This window comes from Streptomyces sp. NPDC018029 (assembly GCF_044327655.1).
Classification (GTDB): domain Bacteria; phylum Actinomycetota; class Actinomycetes; order Streptomycetales; family Streptomycetaceae; genus Streptomyces.
Genome location: NZ_JBIRFV010000006.1, coordinates 215,475 through 236,120, shown reverse-complemented (window position 1 = coordinate 236,120; position 20,646 = coordinate 215,475). Strand labels below are relative to the sequence as shown.

The following is a 20,646-nucleotide window of genomic DNA, read 5'->3' as shown; positions in this document are numbered from 1 at the left end:
CCACCAGGAGACTTTTGTGCCCGAGCACACCTTCCGACTCAACGGCGAGCAGGTCACGGTCGACGTCGCCGACGACGTACGGCTGCTGTGGGTGCTGCGCGACATCCTCGGCGTCACCGGGCCCAAGTACGGCTGCGGCATCAACGTCTGCAAGGCCTGCACCAGCCACCTCAACGGCAAGGCCGCGAACCCCTGCGCCATCCCCGTCAAGGACCTGCGCCCGACCGACGAGGTCACGACGATCGAAGGCCTCCCGGCCACGGTCGACGCGGAGCTGCACCCGATGCAGCAGGCCTGGCTCGACCAGGACGTGGCCCAGTGCGGCTACTGCCAGCCCGGTCAGATCATGGCCGCCGTCGCCCTGGTCAGACGCGTCGCCGAAGAAGGCCGCCAGATCACCGACGCGGACCTCGACGGCATCCGCAACATCTGCCGCTGCGGCACGTACTTCCGCATCCGCGAAGCGGTCAGGGAGGGCGCCCGCAACATGTGACGCACGGGCGCCGGCGAGTCCGGGACCGGCCCGCCGACGGACCGAGTCACCCGGGCGACCCGGCCGAGGACCACACCCCGAACCACTGCTCGGCACCGTAGTCCTCGTACCGCTCCACCTCGGTGAACCCCAACTTGGCCGCGACCCGCATCGACCGCTCGTTGGCGGTCTGGGTACGCAGCACCACCGACCTGCCGGGAAGCTCGTCCGCGAACCAGCCGAGCGCCGCCGCGCACGCCTCGGCGGCGTACCCGTGTCCCCACGCCTCCGGCAGGAACAGATAGCCGAGTTCGGTCTCCCCGACATCCGGACGGACGTGTCCCGGACGGCTCGCGTCGTGCCGGTCGAGCATGACCGTACCGATCATGGCTCCGTCGAGCTCGACCACGAAGAAGCCGGGGCGCCGCCCGGGCACCTCGGGCACCGCGCGCTCGAGCTCGTCGCGCGGTCGAGGGCCGCCGACGTAGGCGTTCACCTCCGGCGAGGCGAACAGCTCGACGAACGCCGGGCGGTCCCGGGCCTCCGACTCCCGGAGCACGAGGCGCTCGGTCCTGATCGGCGCGGCAGGTGGCCAGGCCAGGGGTGCGGGTTCCGTCATGGCGGGGAACCTATCGCACGTCTGTCGGGGTGCTCTCCAAGAGGCTTGACCCGTCGCGCGGTCCGGAGCGTACCGTGCTGCGCACGATCGCTTCCTTGAAAGCTGCCGCGGCGCGTCCTGTCAGGACGAACCTGCGCGGGCTGTCGTCGGCGCGGGTGAACTGGACGACACCGTCACGTCTGCCGAGGCTGATGTTGGTGAAGATGTAGCCGATCCGGACGGGCTCCGGCTCCCTGCCCGTCAGCCTCGCCGCGACGACGTCGGCCACGCCTCGGCCCATCGGCAGGGCCGCCTGGCAGGACATGCGGCTCGGTGCCCCGCCCACCGAGAGACCGGCCGCCGCGTCGCCGACGGCGTACACCTCGGGGTGCGAGACCGAGCGCAGAGTCGCGTCGACGAGCATCCGTCCGCTCTCATCCGTCGCGAACCCCGCCGCGCGCGCCAGCTCCGGCGCACGGAATCCGGTGGTCCACACCACGGCGTCAGCGGCGAACGGCGCGCCGTCGCGGAGGTCAAGGCCGTCCTCCCGCACTGCTGTGACGAGGGCCCCGGAATGGACCGAGACGTCCAGTCGGCGCAGAGCACGCCGCAAGTGGGTGCGGGCGCGCGGCGTGAGGCCGGGCCCGACGTCATCGGCACCGGTGAAGAGCCGCACGCGCAGCCCGGGGTGGCTCTCGGCCAGCTCGGAGGCGGTTTCCAACCCGGTAAGCCCGCCCCCGACCACCGCGACAGTGCCGCCCGACGCGATCTCCGCGACCCTGTGCCGCAACCGCGTCGCCTCCTCAGGCGTGGCTACGGCGTACGCGTGCTCGGCCGCCCCCGGCACGTCGTCGAGCCATGCCCGGCTGCCCAGCGCGTACACCAGGGTGTCGTAGCCGATCGCTCCGGGCGCGCGGTCCATGACCACGGTCCGGCCGGTGGTGTCGATCGACGTCACGCGTCCGACGGCCAGCCGGACCGGTGTACCGCTGAGCTGTTGACGCAACGACGGCGCCGCCACCCGCTGCCCGGCGGCCAGTTGATGGAGCCGGACGCGCTCCACGAACCGGTCCGAGGCATTGACCAGCGTGATGGTGACATCGCTGCCGCGCAGCTTGCGGGCGAGGCGTCGGGCCGCGGACAGACCGGCGTAGCCGGCGCCCACGATGACCAGGCGATGACTCATGGCATGACTTCCTCTGGGAGTACGGGCACGACCAGGAAGGCTACCGACCGGACGGCAGCGGTAGCGTGCGGGGCACGATGATCCATTCACCTCGCGCCTGGGCACTTGAACAAAACGATCGCCGCGTCGTCTTCGCCTCCGGCGACGAGGCGACGATGTTCGCCGAGTCCCGTCCGTTCCGCGTCGCCCAGCACCGGCTGCCCGCCTGGAAGGCCGTGCTGTCGATCGGCGGCCACGCCGAACTCCGCTCGCCCGGCCGGCCCGTGGTGGCGGCGCCGGGGCTGATCGTTCCGCCCCAGCTGGTCCACAGCTGTGTGTCGACCTCGCCCTACATCGCCTTGTTCATCGACTCCTGGCTGCTGCCCTCACACCCGGGACCGATACGGCTCGATGCCGGCGAGGTCCGTCGCCTGCTTGCCGCGCTCGGCACCACCACCGATGCCGACGGTCCCGGGCCCGGTGCGGATGTGGCCGCCGGATATGCCGAGTTGCGGTCGCTCGCCGGGTCCCCTGCCCCGCTCGCACGGCTCGATCCGAGAGTCGCCCACGCCGTTCGCCTGTGCGTGTCGTGCGATCCGAAGATGTCCCTCGTGTCCGTGGCCGAAGAGGTCGGAGTGTCGGCCCCGCGGCTGCGCGCCCTGGTCCGGCGGGACGTGGGCATCACACTCGCCCACCTGCGCCGGTGGGGCCGGCTCCGCGCGGCCGTCGCGGAGCTGCCGGATTCGACCGCCGCCCTGGCCGCGGCCACAGCAGGCTTCGCCGACCAGGCTCATCTTGCCCGTACGGCACGGGAGTTCCTAGGGCGTACGCCTGCCTCGCTACGACGTAGCGAAGTGTGAGGGCAGACTTCGCGGGAGAGTCGGCGGCGGGGCTCAGCCGTCGCGCAGCCGGATCACCGCGCGGCCCGTCGCCGGGGTGTGCTCCAGCACCACGTAGCGGCTGAGGGCGGCGAGGGCGACGAGGCAGCCGCTCATCTCCAGGCCCTCCTCCACGAGGGTCCCCAGCATGAGGACGGTGCTGTGACCGCCGTCGAGCGCCCACCCGTTGAACGCCTCGGTCACCAACGCCCCGCCCAGATAGACCGCGAGTGCGCCCAGCAGCCCGTACCGCAGGTCACGCGGCAGCCTCCGCGCCCACAACACGGCACACACGGTGCCCGCCACCGCGAGGACCGCGCCGGGCAACACCCAGGCGTGCGTGGGCAGCGAGCCCCCGGCCCACTCCTTCCACGACCGGCCGACCTCGCCGAGTCGCTCGTGCCACGAGACCGTCTCGTCGATGCTGAGCAGGGCCGTCGCGGCGGCGAGACCCAGCCAGGACAACCGCCCGGGGCGCGCGCCGCGCCCGCTGAGCAGCGCGGCGGTCAGCGCCATGCCCGCCACGGCCAGCAGCAGCGTGCTGTTCCACCAGGTGGCGAGGTTGGCCTCGACGTCCACGTTCACCAGCCTGCGGACGGTCGGTATGGGGTCGTAGTGGTTGTAGGCGCGCGTGGCGAGATCGGCGAGGAGCAAGGCCGCGGTGGCGCCCGCGGCGCACCATAAGACGCGGTGGGAGCGGGACGAGGGTCTCGCGAGGCCTCCCGCGACCCGGCCCCGGGTTTGAGAATCGGTCATACGTACGGAGATTAGCCGCTCGGCCGGAGGGCGCAGGGGCTGCGACGCCTCGCGGCGGGCTCCCTCCAGCGAGGCACTAGCGACGCGGTATCAGCGGCGCACCCGCGGCATTCCCAGGCCGATCCAGGAGATGATCTCGCGCTGGATCTCGTTGTTCCCACCGCCGAACGTGAAGATCACCGCCGAGCGGTAGCCGCGTTCCAGCTCGCCGTGGAGGATCGCGCCGGCCGAACCCTCCTTCAGTGCGCCGGCCGCGCCGACGGCCTCCATGAGCCAGGCGTAGGCGTCGCGGCGCGCCTCGGAGCCGTAGACCTTGACGGCCGAGGCGTCCTGCGGGGTGAGGGTGCCCTCCTGGAGGGCGTTGACCATCTGCCAGTTGAGGAGCTTCATCGCGTCGAGCTTGGTGTGGGTCATGGCGAGCCGCCTGCGGACCCAGGCGAGGTCGATGACGCGGCGGCCGTCCGCCAGTTTGGTGTCCATCGCCCAGCGCTGCACGTCGTGCAGGGCGCGAATGGCCATGGTGCCGTGGGCGGCGAGGGTGACGCGCTCGTGGTTGAGCTGGTTGGTGATCAGGCGCCAGCCCTTGTTCTCCTCGCCGACGCGACGGGAGACGGGGACGCGGACGTTCTCGTAGTAGCTGGCGGTGGTGTCGTGCGAGGCGAGGGTGTTGATGAGGGTGCAGGAGTAGCCGGGGTCACTGGTCGGGACCAGGAGCATGGTGATGCCCTTGTGGAGCGGGACGCCCTCCTCGGGGGTGGCGGTGCGGACCGCGAGCCAGACCCAGTCCGCGGTGTCGCCGTTGGTGGTCCAGATCTTCTGCCCGTTGACGACGTACTCGTCGCCTTCCCTGACCGCCCTGGTCTTCAGCGAGGCGAGATCCGTGCCGGCGTCGGGTTCGCTGTAGCCGATGGCGAAGTCGAGCTCGCCGGAGAGGATCCGGGGCAGGAAGTACGCCTTCTGCTCGTCCGTGCCGAACTGCATGATGGTCGGGCCGACGGTGTTGAGGGCCATGAGGGGCAGCGGGACGCCCGCCTGCGCCGCCTCGTCGAAGAAGATGAACTGCTCCATGGGCGAGAGCCCGCGGCCGCCGTACTCCTGTGGCCAGCCGACCCCGAGCCACCCGTCGGCCCCCAGGCGCCGGATCGTCTCCCGGTAGAACCGTTTCTGAGCGGCGGGTTCGCCGTAACGCGCGGCGGAATGGTCCGGCACCAGTTCGGCGAAGTACGCGCGCAGCTCGGTGCGCAACTGCTGCTGCTCAGGCGTGTATTCGAGATGCACGGCCCCTCCAGGCTCTGCTGCCTCACGCTCGGACCGAGAAAATCGCCCGGCCCCGACCTGACGGCGCACACAGTAGAACCCGTTGCAGAAATAGGGAATGGACGGTGCTCAGCTCCGCGCAGGAACCCCTGCGGGACGGAGGCGGCGCAGGGTTCCGATCAGCAGTGGGGGCAGCAGTACGCACTGCAGCGCGACCGCCAGCCAGAACAGGCTCGCGTGGCCGGCCCGTTCGGCCCACGCATAGCCCTCGCCTCCAGCGATACCGCTGGCGAAGGCGCCGATTCCGGCCGCCATGCGCTGGCGGCCGAAGACGACGGCGGGTGAACGGGCGGACCCGGCCAGGGCTTCGAGGTCGTTCTTGAGGAAGAGGACGACCTCGCCGAGGCAGATGAGCAGGGCTCCGGCCAGGATGGCGGCGGGGTGGCCGAGGGCGAGAGCGGCCATGCCGGTGGCGAGCGCCGTGAAGCCGACGCGCAGGGCGCGGGGATAGGGCAGGTCGGCGATCCAGTCCGACAGGAGGGGCTGGGCGACGACGAGCAGCAGGGCGTAGAGCGCGAGGACGAGGCTGTAGAAGAGCGTTGAGGTTCTGCCCACCACGTAGATCGCGAGGTAGTGCTGGAAGAACATGAAGACGTACACGCTCAGCACGGTGATCGCGAAAGGGAGGGACAGAGCGATCGGGCCGTCACCTGGGCGCTCCCCACCCGTCTGTCCTGTCGCTTCCCTCCGCCCCTCGGGCGTCTCCACGGGCAACAGCGCGTGCCCCGCCGTGATCAGCGCGAACAGGACCGTCACAGCGGTGAAGAGCCCTGCCGATGCGGTGAGTATGAACGGGGCGGCGGCGATGGGGCCGAGCGCGATCCCGGCGTTGAGGGCTGAGCCGCTCGCGGAGAGCAGCAGCGGGCGTCGGCTCTCCCCCACGCCGTGCACCAAGTACGCCTTGTTGGCGGGCAGATAGAGCGCGGCCCCGCCGGAGACGAGGAACAGCGCGGTGATCGCGGCCGCCGGTCGGCTCAGTCCGGGCAGGAAGGCGGCGAACCCCGCCGTGCGGACCAGCAGCGCGAGCAGCATGGTGCGCTGCAGGCCGATGCGTTCGGCGATGGCGGCACCGACGACACCGCCCGAGAACTGCACGAACGACGCGACGGCGAGCACCGCGCCGACGGTGCCGAGCCCCATGCCCAGCCGTTCGTGCAGCAGGACCGACATGAAGGGCAGCACGGCGAAGCTGCCCAGGGGTATGAGGAACGAACCGGCCAGCAGGAAGTACTGCGGGCCTGTGAGTTCCGTGAACCGTGCGAGGCGGGAGTCCGGCCGCCCGAGCGGCTTCCGCGACGGCGCCTTTGTCATCCCCGGTCGTCGGCCACGACGGTCGGCCGTATGCTCCCGGCGGCGCTGAGCGCCCGGTGCAGGGCCAGCTCGGCGGTGTCGCCCTCGGCCAGCAGGATGCCGGTGCAGCCGCGCTGGTCGTTCAGGTGCTCGACGCGTCGGCCCGGGACGGCGGTGGGATACCACTCGGGTGATCCGGGGAAGGCGGAGAGGCCGTCGAGCCCGGTCCAGCCGGTGAGGGTGCCGGGACAGTCGGGGTAGACGAGCACGAACGCCGTGGCCGGACCAGCAGAACGGCGCCCGGTGGGCGGGGAGTTCAGCGCGTCCGGAGCGCCCGGCCCTACCACGGCGTCCAGCAGCGCGGGGCGCCTGCCCAGCGCCACGTCGACCATGGCGTCGTAGACGTTCGTGCCCAGGGCGCGGCACAGGGCCTCACCGACGAGCGCGCCGCCGATGCGGCGGTTGATCTCCACCAGCTCCGGGCCGTCCGCGGTGAGGACGAACTCCACATGTGCGAACCCGTTGTCGTGGCCCGCGGCGGCCAGCACACGCCCCACCCAGTCCTCGATCAGGGCGAGTTCGGCGTGCGGGAAGGCGACGGGGAAGGCCGCGGCCTCCTCGCGGACGGAGGGCTCGGGTGACATCTGGCGGCTGAGGACGCCGAGCAGCCTGGTCTCCCCTTCCCAGCCGAGGGTTTCCGCGCTGTAGACCGGGCCGGAGAAGAAGCGCTCGGCGAACAGCCGTCCCTTGAAGGCGCGTTGCGACGCTTCGGCGAGTGCCGTACGGAGCTGCCGCTCGTCGCGTACGGGCCAGACGTTCCGGGAGGAGGTGCCCGCGGAGTCCTTCAGGACGGCGGGCAGGCCGACCGTACGGAGGATGTTGGCGGCCGCGGAGACATCCGCGGGAACGTCGACCGTACCGCTGCGGCTCAGACCCCGCTCATGGAGGAGGGCGCGCACCCGGCTCTTGTCGCGCAGCAGCCGGACCGCGCTCGGGTCCGGCCCCGGCAGGCCGAACTTGGCCGCGAGGTCGGCGCCCGGGACGCCCCACGTGTCGGTCGAGTTGATGAGCCCCTTCAGGTCGGGCAGGGCCGCCAGGGCGGCGGCGCAGGCCGCGGTGTCGTCGGGGTCGACGTCGACGATGTCGAGCGCCCCGGGGTCGAGGTGGGCGAGTTCGTGACGGTAGACGTCACGGTCGCCGGTGAGCAGGCACAGCCGGTGTCCGGCGTTCCCTGCCGCCTCGACGAGGCGCCCCAGGCCGAAGGTGAGTGCTTCGAGTGCGGCGATGGTCACGGTGCCTGGTCCTCCTGGGGCGGCGCGCCGAGCGGGGCAGTCGGCTGCGCGGGTACGGGTGGGTACGCGGGTGCGGGTGCTGGGGGCGCGGGTACGGGTGAGGGGTGCGCCGGTACGGATGACGAGGGTGCCGGTACGGACGGTCGGCGTACGTCGTACCGCCTCCGGTTCCACTCCATCGCCGACCAGGGCGGGGCGAGGTCGCCGAGGTCGGCGATCTGGTGGGGCTTCAGGGTGCGCGGGTCGAGGGCCTCGCGGTGCCGGGCGAAGACGCGATCGGTGTAGCGGTGGCCGGTGTCGGCGCCGATGACCAGGTGCGTGCGGCCGGGATCGCGGGCGGCCTCCCAGCCCGCGACGAGGTGGGCCGCGCCGGTGGACAGACCGGCGAACACGGCGTGCTCCCGCAGCAGGCCGACGGCGCCCGCCATGGCGTGCCGGAAGTCGAGCCAGTGGAGGGTGTCGTAGAGATCGTGGTGGACGTTGTCGAAGGGGATGGAGCTGCCGATCCCGGCGATGATCGCCTCGGGGTCGCTGAACCCCTCGCTGCCGAAGGTGACGCTGCCGAAGGGCTGCACCCCCAGCAGGCGTACGTCGCGGCCGCGCCCGCGCAGCGCCTGGACGAGGCCGCCGCTGGAGGAGCCGGTGCCGACGGCGCCCACCACGGTCAGCGGCACGTCGGGCAGCGCGCGGTCGACGAGGGCGGCGAACTCCCGGTAGCCGGTGTAGTGGACGGCGTCGTGGTACTGGCGCATCCAGTGCATGCCGGGCCGCTCGGCCAGCAGCCGGCGGACGCGCCTGACGCGGCCCTCCTGGTCGAGCCGCAGGTCCTTCGATGGCGGCATCTGGTCCACGGTGGCGCCGAGGACTTCAAGTTGCGCGCGCATCGTGGCGTCGACGGTGGTGGAGGCGACGATGTGGCAGTTCAGTCCGTAGCGGTGGCAGGCCATGGCCAGGGCCAGGGCGTAGATGCCGCTGGAGCTGTCGACGAGGGTCTGGCCGGGATTGACGGTGCCGCGCTCCAGCAGCGTGCGGACCGCGCCGAGGGCGGCGTAGACCTTGAGGGTCTCGAAGCGGGCGAGCACGACGTTGTCGGAGAGCCGCAGCAGGTCGGGCGCTTTGATCGCGTCGGTGATGTGCTCGTGGACCGGGACGGGCGCGGTGCCGGCCGGGGCGGGCGCGGCGCTGACCGGGGCGGGCGCGGGGCTGTGGGCGGGGTGTGTCAGGGGCACGTCGCCGTCACCGCCCGACCGAGCGCAGGTAGCGGCCCAGGTCCTCGGCGCCCGTGACGTTGCGGGGGCCGCTGACGACGTCGCCGTACGACATGACGTGGAAGCGGTTGTTCTTCACCGCGGGGACGGACTTCAGGGACGGCAGCGACTTGAGGTAGGCGATCTTCTCCTTCGCGGGCTGGTCCGCGTAGTCGACGATCACGATGACATCGGGTTTGGCCTTGATGACCGGTTCCCAGCCCACCGTCGTCCACCCCTTGTCGAGGTCTCCGAAGACGTTCGTGCCGCCGGCAGCGGTGATGATGCTGTCTGGTGCGGCGTGCCGGCCTGCGGTGAAGGGCTGGTCGGTGCCCGAGTCGTAGACGAACACCTTGGCCGGGTCCCCCTTGTCGGGCCACGTCTTCTTCACCGCGGCGACGCGGTTCTTGAGGTCCTTCACGAGCTTGTCGGCCCGCTTCTCGACGCCGAAGATCCTGCCGAGGTTGTCCAGGTCGGTGTAGAGCGCCTGGAGCGGTGACACATCGGTGTCACGGGCGTTCTTCTTGCCGTAGTCCCAGCAGGTCTCCGTGTGCAGGTAGCTGGCGACGCCGACCTTGTCCAGCAGGGCGGGCGTGATGCCGCGCTCCTCGCTGAAGCCGGAGTTCCAGCCCGCGAGCACCCAGTCGGCGTTGGCGTCGACGACGATCTCCCGGGTGATGCGCTCGGTGCCGAGCCGCTCGACCTCGGTGTACTTCTCGCGCCAGGGCGAGCCCTTGATGGCGGGGTCGCCGAGCTTGTTCATGACGTATCCGCGCATACGGCCGGCCAGGCCCAGGGCGAACATCTTCTCCGCGCCGCTGACGTCGTAGGCGACCGCCCGCTCGGGACGGGTGTACGTGACTTCCTTGCCGCAGTTGGAGACGGTGACGGTGTCGGGCTTGCCGTCCGCCGCCTTCTGTTCGACCTCGGCGCCGCAGCCGGCGGTCAGCAGGAGCCCGGTGGCCAGCAGCCCTGCGGTGAGGGCTCGGGGAAACGGTGGTCTGGTCACGAGTGTGGTCCTTCCGGGAAAGCGTCGGCGGAGGCCGGTGGTTCAGCGGGAGCCAGGGGCTCGGTGGGGGCGGGGACGGCGGTCGGGTTCGGGATGGCGGTGGGGGCCGGAGCGAGGTCGTAGAGCAGTTGGGGGATGCCGGTACGCGGGTGGGGCACGACGTCCGCGTCGACGCCGAACACCTTCCGCACCAGTTCCGGGGTCAGGACCTCGGCGGGGGCGCCCGAGGAGACCAGGCAGCCGCCGCCGAGCACGGCGATGCGGTCGCAGACCTGGGCCGCCAGGTTGAGGTCGTGCAGCGCGGTCAGCACGGTGAGGCCGGAGCCACGCAGGAAGGACAGCAGCTCCACCTGGTGCCGTACGTCGAGGTGGTTGGTGGGTTCGTCGAGGACGAGGAGGCGGGGTTCCTGGGCCAGGGCACGCGCGACGAGCACGCGCTGCCGCTCCCCTCCGGAGAGGCTCAGCACGCTGCGGTCCGCGAGGTGGGCGACGTCCAGCCGGTCCATGGCCTGGCGGCACAGCTCCCGCTCGCGGCCGGTCAGCGGGTGGTTGCCCTGCGCGTGCGGGGCGCGGCCGAGGGCGACCACTTCCTCGACGGTGAAGTCGAGTTCGGTGTGGCTCTCCTGGGTCAGGGCGGCGATCGAGCGGGCGCTGTCGCGCAGTTTCAGCGACGTCAGGTCGGTCCCGTCGAGCAGGACGGCTCCGGACGTCGGCTTCAGCGCCCGGTAGACGCAGCGCAGAGCGGTCGACTTGCCGCTTCCGTTGGGGCCGACGAGCCCGACGATCGAACCGGCGGCGACGTCGAGGCGCAACCGGTCGACGAGCGCGCGCCCGGCCGCCTCGACGGTCAGGTCGTGCAGGGAGAGGACCATTCACCGGCCTCCGAACAGATAGCCGCGGCGGCGCATCAGGACGACGAACACCGGCACCCCGATCAGCGCGGTGATCACGCCGAGCGGCAGCTCCTCGGGCGCGAACGCCGTGCGCGCAACCAGGTCGACCCAGACCATGAAGCAGGCCCCGGCGAGGGGCGCGACGGCGAGCACCCGCCGGTGCGTGGAGCCGACCCAGATGCGCACCACGTGCGGCAGGACGAGGCCGACGAAGCCGATCGCGCCGCTCACCGCGACGATGAGACCCGTGACGGCCGCGGTGAGCACGAAGAGCCCGCGCCGCAGCGCGTCCGCGTCCACGCCCAGGCTGGCCGCGGTCTCGTCGCCGAGCGACAGCACGTCCAGGGACCTGCTGTGCCGCAGCAGCACCACGACGGCGATCAGCACCGCCGCGGTGACCAGGGGCAGGGACTCCCAGGTCGCCGACCCGAGGCTGCCGAGGAGCCAGAAGAGCACCGTCCGCGCGGCCTGTCCGTTCGGCGCGAGGAACACCAGGACGCTCATCAGCGCCTGGAAGCCGTACGCGAGCGCCACCCCGGTCAGCACGAGCCGCAGCGGTGTCAGTCCCGTCGGACCGCGCGCGGCCAGATACACGAGGACCGTCGCGCCGAGGGCCCCGAGGAACGCGGCGGCCGACAGGGCGTAGACGCCGAGCCCGGCGAAGATCCCGAACACGACGACCCCGGTCGCCCCCACGGAGGCGCCGGACGAGATGCCGAGCACGAACGGGTCCGCGAGGGCGTTGCGCACCAGCGCCTGGATGGCGACGCCCACGACGGAGAGCCCGGCTCCCACGACCGCGGCGAGCAGCACCCGCGGGGTGCGCACGTGCCAGACGATGGAGTACCCCGTCACCTCGTCGGCCCCGATGCCGCCTCCGGTGAGGGCGGCGGTGAGGAAGTGCACGACGTCGCCGAGCGGTACGACGGTCGGTCCCAGCGCGATGCCCGCCAGGACGGACACCACGAGCGTCACGGAGAGCGCCACCAGTGTGGTCAGCAGACGGCCGCGCCCCGCGGGACGGTCCTGCACGAGACCGTCCTCGGGGCCCGGGCGTGGCGCGCCGCGCGAGCGGGCGGCGCGACCCGGAGTCGGCGTCGCGGATGCGGCCTCGGTCATGAAGTCCCCTCGTTCACGTGCGAGTCGGCGGACGCGTCGGGCTCGACTCCGTCCACCGACCAGTAGTCGGCCGCGACCGCCTCAAAGTTCCCGGGTGTTCGCGGCCGGTTCGGGGCGGGTGCCGCTCACCACCAGGCGCTTCGAGTGGTTGTCGTAGGGGCCGCCGTCGAAGTCGCCGTAACAGCGCACGTCGGTGAAGCCGACCGCCTCGAAGAGCGAGCGCAGTTCGGCCGCGCTGTAGAGGAAGGAGGTGAGGGACGACTCGCGCGCCTGCCCGTCCCGCACCAGCGTCCAGTCGGTGCGCAGCCGGGTCCAGCTGTCCAGGACGGTGTCGCGCTGCACGACGTAGGCCCCGCCGTCGAGTTCGACGACCTGCGGCCGGCCGATCCAGCCCGCGAGGACCTCCTTGCCCATCACGTCGACGAGGAGCCGTCCGCCCGGTACGAGGGAGTCGTGGGCGTTGCGCAGCACGCGCTCGTTGTCGAGCGGGTCGTCGAAGTAGCCGAACGAGGTGAAGAGGTTGAGCACCACGTCGTACGTCTCCGGTTCGACGTGGGTGAGCATGTCCGCCCGCACGAGCCGGACGTCGACGTCGGCGGCCGCGCACGCCGCCTCGGCCTGCTTCAGCATGGCCGCGCTGAGGTCGACCCCGGTCACCGCGCAGCCGCGCCGGGCCAGCGGCACCAGATAGAGGCCGGGCCCGCAGCACAGGTCGAGCACCCGGGTGCCGGCCGGGAAGTCGAGCAGCGGCGCCCCGGTGACCAGGGTCTCGACCTCCGTGCGCCTGCGCTCGGAGAACATGGTCTCGGAGAAGTCCGACCAGAATCCGTCGTCCTCGTACCAGTGCATACAGCTGCTACCTCGTTCCACTGCGTGGTGCGCGCGGAGTGCGCGGGGCTCTGGTGCAGTGGTCGGACGGAGAGCCGTTCTGGTTCCCGGCGGGTCGGTGGTCGCGTGATCCCGGTGGTCGCGGGGTCTCGGGTGCTCAGGCCGGTGTGGTCAGGAAGTGCTCAGCCCAGTGTGGTCAGGAAGTCGTCGCACGCCTTCGCGCAGCGGCGGCAGGCGTCGGCGCAGCGGGCCGATGTGGAGTCGAGGTCGCAGAGGGAGGCGCACTGGAGACAGATCTCGCGGCACCACTCGACCTGCATGCGCATCCGCTGCTCGTCCTGGTCGGGCTGTTCGGCGAGGATGCGGGAGGTCGCGTCGCACACGTCCGCGCAGGCGGTGTTGAGCCGGGGCCCGTCCCCGCACTCGGCCGGGCCCTGGCGCACGGCGCAGGCGCGCACGCAGTCGTCGCAGGCCTGGGCGCAGGCGAAGCGGTCCTCCAGATACCGGACGAGGTCCTGGTGGCTCAGCTCCTCCCGCTGCTTCGTCGGCGGGGCTGCGGGCACGGGCGTGGCTGTCACGGGGACCCCTCCCTTCGGTCCCGCACGGGTAGCCGCCACGTGCCGGATGAAACCAGCCGTACCGATGCGGGGCCGCGGCCGTGGCCGCTCGATGCCGCGGAGCCGCTTGCGGGAACGGTCGGCGTGGTCGTACGAGGTCCAGCTTGTCGTCGGGCACGAGCCGACGCTGGATCCAGGTGCCCACAGAAGGCGCGAAGACGAGGAAGGCCCCGCCGCGACGGGGGAGACACGGCGGGGCCCAACAGTCGAGTGCCCGCTGAGGAGGCGCTCACACCCACACGTCGGAATGCGTTCCGATTTCCTCGGTCCGGGCGCGCCCCGCGAGCCACCGTCCGGTCACTGGCCTTCCTTCAGTTTGATGATCTTTCCGTTCTTGTCGAGCGTGTGGTCGCTCCAGTACGTGTCCCACTTGTCCCCCACATGCTCGGGAACCTTGCCCTCCGGGTAGCGGGCGTAGCCCTTCGGCGGCTCCTCCCCGTCGGGCTGGCACGCGGATCCGCTGCCGCCGACCCGCAGGACCGGATACTCCCCGCCGCCGCAGATCGCGTCCTCCGCGGAGCAGCCGGTCAGCAGCGCGGCGGCCGTCGCGCCCGCCAGCGCGAGCCCGACAAGGGATCGCGCGGATCGGCCGCCCGTCGCCCGCGACATCGGACGCGGACGCACTCGCGACACCGGACGGACTCGCATGCTGCCACCCACGGCTGGCTCCCTCTCCACGATCACTTCGACTCTGTACGACCAGCTTGCGGGAGCCGCGTGGAGTGTTCATGAGTACGAGTACTCAGACCGGCGTGTGCAGCCGATGCGCCACCGTGAGCCACACTGGCTCGATATGGCGTCACTCATGTGCCACTTCATGTGCCATGCTGACGTCACAGCGCTTCGTACCGGAGGGGAACACCGATGCAGAACGATTTGTCGACCGATTCCGTCAGCAGCTCGCACACACCTGTCGGCAGCTTTCCGACGTCCCGCGCCGAGGGCTGTCCTTTCGACCCGCCCGCCGAACTGACGCGGCTGTGCCGGGAGCGGCCGCTCACACGGCTGCGCTACCCCGACGGGCACCTGGGCTGGCTGGCCACCGGGCACTCCGCCGCCCGTGCGGTCTTGAGCGACCCGCGCTTCAGCTCGCGCTACGAACTGCTGCACATGCCCATGGCCATGGGGTTCACCGGTGAGCTGCCGCCCGCCCCCACGGGAGACCTCACGGGCATCGACGCACCCGAGCACACCCGCTACCGGCGGCTGCTCGCGGGCAAGTTCACCGTGCGCCGCATGCGGCTGCTCACGGAACGGGTCGAGCGGATCAGCACCGACCACCTCGACGCCATGGAGCGACAGGGGCCTGTCCTCGACCTGGTGCAGGCGTACGCGCGGCCCATCCCCGCCCTCATGATCTGCGAGCTGCTCGGCGTGCCCTACGCCGACCAGGACCTGTTCCAACGGCACACCGAGACGGCCATGACGCTGAGTTCCACCGAGGAGGAGCGCTACGCGGCCATGACCGCGATCGAGGAGTACATGCGGGAACTCGTCCTGCGAAAGCGCGCCGCCCCCACCGACGACCTGCTCAGCGATCTGACCGACAGCGACCTCACCGACGAGGAACTCACCGGCATCGGCGGCTTCCTGCTGGGCGCGGGGCTCGACACCACCGCCAACATGATCGCCCTCGGCACCTTCGCCCTGCTGACCCACCCGGACCAGCTCACCGCCCTGCGCGCCGAGCCCGAACTCGCCGACCGGGCCGTCGAGGAGCTCATGCGGTACGCGACCATCGCGCAGACCGGGGTGCGCGCCGCGCTGGAGGACGTCGAGGTGGAGGGCGAGCTGATCAGGAAGGGCGAGTCCGTCGCCGTGTCGATGGAGGCCGCCAACCGCGACCCGGCGAGGTTCCCCGACCCCGACGTGCTCGACCTGCACCGCAAGGCAGGCGGACATCTGGGCTTCGGCCACGGCGCCCACCAGTGCCTGGGCCAGCAGCTGGCCCGCGTCGAGATGCGGGTGGCCTTCCCCGCCCTCGTCACCCGCTTCCCGACCCTGCGCCTCGCGGTCGCGCCCGAGGACGTACCGCTGCGCGAGGGCATGAACATCTTCGGGGTGCACGAACTCCCCGTCACCTGGGACGCTTCGTAGGCGCCGGCCCGGCACCGAGCGTGTGCGTCAGGAGAGGGTGCGCACCACGTCGCGCACCTGGCCGGCGACGGACTCCGGCAGCGGCGCGTAGTTCAGCCGGGACAGGTCCTTCTGTCCCGCCTTGCTCGCGGTGTAGGTCAGGAAGGACTTGAGCGCGGGCAGGGTCTCCTTGTGGTTCCCCTTGTCGCACACGATCTCGTAGGTGACCTGGACGATCGGATACGCGCCCGGAGTCGAGGCGCCGTAACGGAACTTCAGCTTCATGTCCTTGCCCTCGCCCGCGACGCGGGCGGCGGCCGCGATGCCGGCCGAGGCCGACCCGGGTGTCGGTGCGACCGGCGCGGGCGCCCCCGTGTCGATGCTCACGGTCTTTATCTGACGAGCCCGCGCGAAGGACAGCTCGAAGTAGCCGATCGCGCCGAAGCCGGAGGTCACCGCGGAGGCGACACCGCTGGACCCGCTCGCGGAGGCGCCGCCCGTGCCCTGCCAGGCCTTGCCCACCGGGTGGGGCCAGGCGGCGGGGGCCGCGCCCGCGAGATAGGCCTGGAAGTTCTGCGTGGTGCCCGAGTCGTCGGACCGGTGCACGGGGCGGATGGGCATGGCGGGCAGCTCGGCGCCCGGGTTGAGGCGCCGGATCGCCGGGTCGTCCCACGCGGTGATCTTCCGGTCGAAGATCTTGGCGAGGGTCGGGGCGTCCAGCACGAGGTCGGTCACGCCGGGCACGTCGTAGCCGATCGCGATGGGGCCGCCGACCATGGGCAGGTCGATGGCCCGCCCGCCCCGGCAGACAGCCTTCGAGCGCTCGACCTCGTCGGGCTTCAGCGCGCTGTCGGAACCGCCGAACGCGGTGGCGCCCCGCAGGAACTGCGCGCCGCCCGCACCGGACCCGATCGGGTTGTACGCGATCCGCACGCCCGGGCACGCGGCCTGATAGTGCTTGATCCAGTACTTCATCGCGTTCTGCTGGGCGCTCGACCCGGTCCCCTGGACCTTGCCCGTGGCGGCACAGTCGATCCCCGCGACGGCGGCGGCACCGGCGGACGACGCCCCGCCCCCGTCGTCACCGCCGTCCCCGAGGACACCGCATCCCGTCAGTGACAGCGACAGCAGAGCCGTCAGGGAGACCGCGGTGCGCGCTCTCCCTCCTTGGTACGTACGTCCTGGACGTGGGCGTTGCAACGTTGTCCCCTCGGGGTACCGCGAAATGGATCTCAACCGGACCTCAGATGCTCGCCGATCCACGACATCGCCGGGTAAATCCAGAGCGAACATCGGGCGACACCCCGTGGTACGGAGGTCGATCGGTAGGCTGAACATGACGCAGTGTGAGGTCATACGGTCACTTGGTACACAATGTCCGCATGAACTTACCCGACCAGCTCACTCCCGTACCCGGCGCCGACGGGCTCTTCCTCTGGGCTCCTGACGGCGCGGGCCGTTGGGGATACGCGAACTGCCTATGGATCGTCTCCGGCTCCGAGGCGGCAGTCGTCGACACCCCTTACGACGGCCGGCTGACCGAGGCGATGATCGCCGCGGCCCGGCCCCGGCTCGGCGACCGGACCGTGCGGACCGTGGTCAACACGCACGCGAACGGGGACCACACCTTCGGCAACCACCTGTTCCCCGGAGCGGAGATCGTCGCCACCCGCGCGGCGAGCGACCACCTCCACCACGAGCCGACCCCGCAACAGATGCACGCACTCGTGCAGGAGTCGCCGCCCGACACCCCTCTGGGCCGGTACCTGCGCGAGCACTTCGGCGTCTTCGACTTCACGTCGGCCCGGCTCACCGAGCCCACCCTGACCTTCTCCGGCCGGTACGCGTTCACCGTGGGAGACAAGGAGGTGGAGCTGCACGAGGTGGGGCCCGCGCACCACGCCGGCGACCTCGTGGCCCGCGTCGGGGACGTCGTCTGCACCGGCGACGTCTTCTTCCACGGCGACCACCCCCCGCACTGGGCGGGGCCGCTGCAGAACATCATCGAGGCGTGCGAGCTCGTCCTCGGCTTCAACCCGCGGGTCGTCATTCCCGGCCACGGGCCGCGCACCGATCGGGCCGGGCTCGAAGAGCACCTCGTCTACCTCCGTACCGTGCAGCGCGAGATCCGGCTGCGCTTCGAGGCGGGGATGACGGCGGAGAAGGCGATGGAGGACCTGACCCAACGGGACTTCTACCCGCACCTGGGAATGCCCGAGCGCCTCATGATCGTGACCGCCCTCGAGTACAGCCACCTTCGGGGCGACTCGTCGCCGCCCGGTGTGCTCGACCTCGCCGGCCGAGCTGCGGCCTGGGTGTACCAGTAGTCCACCGTCCGTCGGCCACTCGGAAGCCCCGCCTCCGTTGTCGGCCGGCGCTGGCTACGCTTGTCCGGACGAGCTGTGATCGCACGGGGGCCGACACGATGTGATGCGAGGGGAACGACAAGTGCAGCCGGACGGGCAGGACTTACAGGGGTGGGCGCCGATGCATGGGGTCTGGCGGACGGTCGTCGAGGGAGTCACGGGTTCGATGGCCTACATCGCCGACCGGCGCTGGAACGTCGTGGCGTGCAACGCCGAGTTCGAAGGCCTCTTCCCGGACGGCCGGGCGCCGTCCAACATCATGCGGTGGATGCTGCTGGACGACCGGGCCCGTGAGGGCACGCTGCTGAACTGGGCCGAGGACTGGGCGCGGGGAGCCTGCCCGGCGCTCCGGCAGGCCGTCACGGACCACCCGGCCGACCCCGAACTCGTCGAGCTGGCCAGCGACGTCCGGTTCGACCCCGTCGCCGGGCCCATCTACCTGGCGACGGCGGCCTCGCGCGCCGTGCACCCCGACGGAGCCGTGCGCCGGGTCGACCACGCCGCGCACGGGCCGGGCTGGGTGATCGTGACTGCCGCGAACCCCCTCCCGGACATCGACGCGCGGTTCGTGATGATGCGGTTCCGGCCGGGCACGGTCCGTCCTCAACAGCCCCCGCCCCTGCGAGCCGGACACGCGTCATCGCGTCGGGACGCGCTCGCAACTACTCCTGTCACGTCAAGGAGTTGAGACGCCCGGTGGCGTGAGCACGCGCGTCGATTCGGGGCGTCCGCCGGCCGTCATGGGTGGCTCACAACGGCCCGCCCCCGAGGAGCTGCCCGCCGTCCACGACGAGCGTCTCGCCGGTGATCCACCGTGCGCCGTCGCCCGCGAGGAACGCCACGGCCTCCCCCAGATCCTCCGGTTCGCCGATGCGGCCGAGCGGGGTGGCCGCGGCGACCCGCGCCTCGTTCTCCTGCCAGAGCGCCTCGGCCAGTCTGGTGCGGACGACGCCGGGTGCGATGGCGTTCACCCGGACCTTCGGGCCGAGTTCCAGGGCGAGTTGCTTGGTGAGGTGGATGAGCGCGGCCTTGGAGACGTGGTAGATCCCGACGTCCTGGGCGACCGAGAGCCCGCCGATGGAGGCGGTGTTGACGACGGACCCGCCGTGCTCCCCCATCCACGCCTTCACCGCGAGCGAGGTCCACAGGATCGGCGCCCACAGGTTGACGTCCATCGTCTTGGCGAAGCGCCCGTGGTCCTGGTCGATGACCGGGCCGTACGCGGGGTTCGTCCCGGCGTTGTTGACCAGGATGTCGAGGCTGCCGTACGTCGCGACGGCGTGGTCCACGCAGGCGCGCGCGGCAGCCTCGTCGGTGGCGTGGGCGCCGAACCCGGCGACACTTCCGCCCAGTTGGGCTGCGGCCTCCTTCGCGCGTTCCTCGCTGCGCGAGGTGATCACGACCTGCGCTCCGCGGTCGCGCAGGGCGGCGGCCGCCGCGAGGCCGATGCCGCGTGACGCGCCGGTAACGACGGCGACCCTGCCGTCCAGCGGGCCGCTCATCGCGCGTTCCGCTCGGTCTCGCGGCGCCGCAGCTCGCGCAGCGCGATGGTGCGCTTGTGCACCTCGTCGGGGCCGTCGGCGAGGCGCAGGGTGCGCAGATGGGCGTACATGCTCGCGAGCGGGAAGTCGTCGCTGACGCCCCCGCCGCCGTGCACCTGGATCGCCCGGTCGACGACCTTCAGCGCGACCTCGGGCGCGGCGATCTTGATGGCGGCGATCTCCGTGCGGGCTTCCTTGTTGCCGACGGTGTCCATCAGGTGTGCGGCCTTCAGGGTGAGCAGCCGCGCCATGTCGATCTCGACGCGGGATTCGGCGATCCAGTCCTGGATGTTGGCCCTGTCGGCGAGCGGCGCGCCGAACGTCGTGCGCGACTGGGCACGGTCGATCATCAGGTCGAGGGCGCGCTCGGCCATGCCGATGGTGCGCATGCAGTGGTGGATGCGGCCGGGCCCGAGCCTCGCCTGACTGATCATGAAACCGTCGCCCTCGCCCGCGAGCAGGGCGGTACTGGGGACGCGTACGTCCTCGAAGAGCACCTCGGCGTGGCCCTCGCGGTCCTGGTAGCCGAAGACCGGCAGGTTGCGCAGGACCGTGACGCCCGGGGTGTCGAGCGGGACGACCATCATGCTCTGCTGCCGGTGGCTCGGCCCGTCGGGGTCGGTCTTGCCCATCACGATGAGCACCCGGCAGTTCTTGTGCAGGGCGTTGGAGGTCCACCATTTGCGGCCGTTGAGGACGTACTCGTCGCCGTCGCGGACCATCCGCATCTCGATGTTGCGGGCGTCCGAGCTGGCGACGGCGGGCTCGGTCATCGCGAACGCGGACGCGATCTCACCGGCGAGCAGCGGCTTCAGCCACTTCTCCTTGTGCTCCTCGGTGCCGAAGAGCGTGAGGACCTCCATGTTGCCGGTGTCCGGGGCGTTGCAGTTGGTGGCCTCGGGGGCGAGGTGCGCGCTGCGGCCCATGATCTCGGCCAGCGTCGCGTACTCCAGGTTGGTCAGGCCGGGGCCCCACTCCGGATGCGGGTGGAAGAGGTTCCACAGGCCCTGCTTCCTCGCCTCGGCCTTGAGCTCTTCCAGGACCGGCGGGTGGAAGTGCGGATCGCCCGACTCCGCCATCTGTGCCTCGTACACCGCCTCGGCGGGGTAGACGTGCTCGGCCATGAAGGCGAGCAGCCGCTCCTGGTACTCCTTGGCCCTGTCGGTCACGTCGAACACGCGT

21 protein-coding genes are annotated in these 20,646 nt (G+C 71.4%); 5 read left to right on the top strand and 16 right to left on the bottom strand.

All coding sequences use genetic code 11. The features are described 5' to 3' along the window. The first annotated feature begins 16 nt into the window (after positions 1 to 16). The gene (locus ACH4D5_RS20120) at positions 17 to 493 is read left to right on the top strand and encodes a (2Fe-2S)-binding protein (RefSeq protein ID WP_398304090.1); all 477 of its coding nucleotides are present in this window, start codon (positions 17 to 19) and stop codon (positions 491 to 493) included. Positions 494 to 539: 46 nt separating this feature from the next. On the opposite strand, the gene ACH4D5_RS20115 is transcribed toward ACH4D5_RS20120, so the two are convergent. Together ACH4D5_RS20115 and ACH4D5_RS20110 are read right to left on the bottom strand one after the other, a co-directional pair. Then, on the bottom strand, positions 540 to 1,091 hold the full coding sequence (locus ACH4D5_RS20115; RefSeq protein WP_398304088.1) for a GNAT family N-acetyltransferase: 552 nt from the start codon (positions 1,089 to 1,091) through the stop codon (positions 540 to 542). A 10-nt stretch (positions 1,092 to 1,101) separates the two neighbouring features. After that, positions 1,102 to 2,256, bottom strand: coding sequence for an NAD(P)/FAD-dependent oxidoreductase (locus ACH4D5_RS20110; protein ID WP_398304087.1), 1,155 nt, complete (start codon positions 2,254 to 2,256; stop codon positions 1,102 to 1,104). A 77-nt stretch (positions 2,257 to 2,333) separates the two neighbouring features. Here ACH4D5_RS20110 and ACH4D5_RS20105 point away from each other — a divergent pair, with 77 nt between their 5' ends. After that, on the top strand, positions 2,334 to 3,095 hold the full coding sequence (locus tag ACH4D5_RS20105) for a helix-turn-helix domain-containing protein (protein WP_398304085.1): 762 nt from the start codon (positions 2,334 to 2,336) through the stop codon (positions 3,093 to 3,095). A gap of 33 nt (positions 3,096 to 3,128) precedes the next feature. On the opposite strand, the gene ACH4D5_RS20100 is transcribed toward ACH4D5_RS20105, so the two are convergent. From ACH4D5_RS20100 to ACH4D5_RS20050, 11 genes are all read right to left on the bottom strand, one after another. After that, entirely contained in the window at positions 3,129 to 3,767 is a 639-nt protein-coding gene (locus tag ACH4D5_RS20100; RefSeq protein WP_398304083.1) for a hypothetical protein, read from the bottom strand. Between the two features lie 192 nt (positions 3,768 to 3,959). Beyond that, positions 3,960 to 5,147 carry an acyl-CoA dehydrogenase family protein gene (locus ACH4D5_RS20095; protein ID WP_398304081.1) on the bottom strand — a complete coding sequence of 396 codons (1,188 nt, stop codon included), beginning with the start codon at positions 5,145 to 5,147 and terminating at the stop codon, positions 3,960 to 3,962. A 108-nt stretch (positions 5,148 to 5,255) separates the two neighbouring features. Further along, a complete protein-coding gene (locus tag ACH4D5_RS20090) occupies positions 5,256 to 6,497 on the bottom strand; it encodes an MFS transporter (protein WP_398304079.1) in 1,242 nt (413 codons plus the stop codon). Next, positions 6,494 to 7,768, bottom strand: coding sequence for an ATP-grasp domain-containing protein (locus tag ACH4D5_RS20085; protein WP_398304077.1), 1,275 nt, complete (start codon positions 7,766 to 7,768; stop codon positions 6,494 to 6,496). Before ACH4D5_RS20085 ends, ACH4D5_RS20090 begins: the two co-directional genes overlap by 4 nt. After that, on the bottom strand, positions 7,765 to 8,901 hold the full coding sequence (locus tag ACH4D5_RS20080) for a pyridoxal-phosphate dependent enzyme (RefSeq protein WP_398304850.1): 1,137 nt from the start codon (positions 8,899 to 8,901) through the stop codon (positions 7,765 to 7,767). The genes ACH4D5_RS20085 and ACH4D5_RS20080 overlap by 4 nt, the downstream gene beginning before the upstream one ends. Positions 8,902 to 9,004: 103 nt before the next feature. After that, complete coding sequence (locus ACH4D5_RS20075; RefSeq protein WP_398304075.1) at positions 9,005 to 10,024, bottom strand: ABC transporter substrate-binding protein; 1,020 nt, start codon at positions 10,022 to 10,024, stop codon at positions 9,005 to 9,007. After that, positions 10,021 to 10,896: an ABC transporter ATP-binding protein gene (locus ACH4D5_RS20070; RefSeq protein WP_398304073.1), complete on the bottom strand. Its 876-nt coding sequence runs from the start codon at positions 10,894 to 10,896 to the stop codon at positions 10,021 to 10,023. The genes ACH4D5_RS20075 and ACH4D5_RS20070 overlap by 4 nt, the downstream gene beginning before the upstream one ends. After that, complete coding sequence (locus ACH4D5_RS20065; protein ID WP_398304071.1) at positions 10,897 to 12,036, bottom strand: FecCD family ABC transporter permease; 1,140 nt, start codon at positions 12,034 to 12,036, stop codon at positions 10,897 to 10,899. A gap of 81 nt (positions 12,037 to 12,117) precedes the next feature. Continuing rightward, the gene (locus ACH4D5_RS20060) at positions 12,118 to 12,885 is read right to left on the bottom strand and encodes a class I SAM-dependent methyltransferase (protein ID WP_398304069.1); all 768 of its coding nucleotides are present in this window, start codon (positions 12,883 to 12,885) and stop codon (positions 12,118 to 12,120) included. Between the two features lie 161 nt (positions 12,886 to 13,046). Continuing rightward, positions 13,047 to 13,442 carry a ferredoxin gene (locus tag ACH4D5_RS20055; protein ID WP_398304067.1) on the bottom strand — a complete coding sequence of 132 codons (396 nt, stop codon included), beginning with the start codon at positions 13,440 to 13,442 and terminating at the stop codon, positions 13,047 to 13,049. Positions 13,443 to 13,778: 336 nt separating this feature from the next. Further along, a complete protein-coding gene (locus tag ACH4D5_RS20050) occupies positions 13,779 to 14,090 on the bottom strand; it encodes an SCO0607 family lipoprotein (RefSeq protein WP_398304847.1) in 312 nt (103 codons plus the stop codon). 255 nt (positions 14,091 to 14,345) lie between these two features. On the opposite strand from ACH4D5_RS20050, the gene ACH4D5_RS20045 reads away from it, so the two are divergent. Beyond that, positions 14,346 to 15,578: a cytochrome P450 gene (locus ACH4D5_RS20045; protein WP_398304065.1), complete on the top strand. Its 1,233-nt coding sequence runs from the start codon at positions 14,346 to 14,348 to the stop codon at positions 15,576 to 15,578. Positions 15,579 to 15,605: 27 nt separating this feature from the next. Here ACH4D5_RS20045 and pstS read toward each other — a convergent pair whose 3' ends face one another. After that, a complete protein-coding gene (gene pstS / locus ACH4D5_RS20040) occupies positions 15,606 to 16,757 on the bottom strand; it encodes a phosphate ABC transporter substrate-binding protein PstS (protein ID WP_398304063.1) in 1,152 nt (383 codons plus the stop codon). A 182-nt stretch (positions 16,758 to 16,939) separates the two neighbouring features. On the opposite strand from pstS, the gene ACH4D5_RS20035 reads away from it, so the two are divergent. Next, entirely contained in the window at positions 16,940 to 17,884 is a 945-nt protein-coding gene (locus tag ACH4D5_RS20035) for an MBL fold metallo-hydrolase (RefSeq protein ID WP_398304061.1), read from the top strand. Between the two features lie 160 nt (positions 17,885 to 18,044). After that, positions 18,045 to 18,611: an XRE family transcriptional regulator gene (locus tag ACH4D5_RS20030; protein ID WP_398304059.1), complete on the top strand. Its 567-nt coding sequence runs from the start codon at positions 18,045 to 18,047 to the stop codon at positions 18,609 to 18,611. A gap of 61 nt (positions 18,612 to 18,672) precedes the next feature. Here ACH4D5_RS20030 and ACH4D5_RS20025 read toward each other — a convergent pair whose 3' ends face one another. Continuing rightward, positions 18,673 to 19,425 (bottom strand): SDR family oxidoreductase, encoded by a 753-nt coding sequence (locus ACH4D5_RS20025; RefSeq protein ID WP_398304057.1) that lies wholly within the window; start codon positions 19,423 to 19,425, stop codon positions 18,673 to 18,675. Beyond that, the gene (locus tag ACH4D5_RS20020) at positions 19,422 to 20,642 is read right to left on the bottom strand and encodes an acyl-CoA dehydrogenase family protein (protein ID WP_398304055.1); all 1,221 of its coding nucleotides are present in this window, start codon (positions 20,640 to 20,642) and stop codon (positions 19,422 to 19,424) included. The genes ACH4D5_RS20025 and ACH4D5_RS20020 overlap by 4 nt, the downstream gene beginning before the upstream one ends. Positions 20,643 to 20,646 lie beyond the last annotated feature (4 nt).

What these genes read in the sequence shown, in the direction of transcription:
- ACH4D5_RS20115 (WP_398304088.1), bottom strand. Translation starts at nt 1,091, where the DNA reads ATGACGGAACCCGCACCCCTGGCCTGGCCACCTGCCGCGCCGATCAGG.
- ACH4D5_RS20110 (WP_398304087.1), bottom strand. Translation starts at nt 2,256, where the DNA reads ATGAGTCATCGCCTGGTCATCGTGGGCGCCGGCTACGCCGGTCTGTCC.
- ACH4D5_RS20105 (WP_398304085.1), top strand. Translation starts at nt 2,334, where the DNA reads ATGATCCATTCACCTCGCGCCTGGGCACTTGAACAAAACGATCGCCGC.
- ACH4D5_RS20090 (WP_398304079.1), bottom strand. Translation starts at nt 6,497, where the DNA reads ATGACAAAGGCGCCGTCGCGGAAGCCGCTCGGGCGGCCGGACTCCCGC.
- ACH4D5_RS20070 (WP_398304073.1), bottom strand. Translation starts at nt 10,896, where the DNA reads ATGGTCCTCTCCCTGCACGACCTGACCGTCGAGGCGGCCGGGCGCGCG.
- ACH4D5_RS20065 (WP_398304071.1), bottom strand. Translation starts at nt 12,036, where the DNA reads ATGACCGAGGCCGCATCCGCGACGCCGACTCCGGGTCGCGCCGCCCGC.
- ACH4D5_RS20060 (WP_398304069.1), bottom strand. Translation starts at nt 12,885, where the DNA reads ATGCACTGGTACGAGGACGACGGATTCTGGTCGGACTTCTCCGAGACC.
- ACH4D5_RS20050 (WP_398304847.1), bottom strand. Translation starts at nt 14,090, where the DNA reads ATGTCGCGGGCGACGGGCGGCCGATCCGCGCGATCCCTTGTCGGGCTC.
- ACH4D5_RS20045 (WP_398304065.1), top strand. Translation starts at nt 14,346, where the DNA reads ATGCAGAACGATTTGTCGACCGATTCCGTCAGCAGCTCGCACACACCT.
- ACH4D5_RS20035 (WP_398304061.1), top strand. Translation starts at nt 16,940, where the DNA reads ATGAACTTACCCGACCAGCTCACTCCCGTACCCGGCGCCGACGGGCTC.
- ACH4D5_RS20030 (WP_398304059.1), top strand. Translation starts at nt 18,045, where the DNA reads ATGCATGGGGTCTGGCGGACGGTCGTCGAGGGAGTCACGGGTTCGATG.
- ACH4D5_RS20025 (WP_398304057.1), bottom strand. Translation starts at nt 19,425, where the DNA reads ATGAGCGGCCCGCTGGACGGCAGGGTCGCCGTCGTTACCGGCGCGTCA.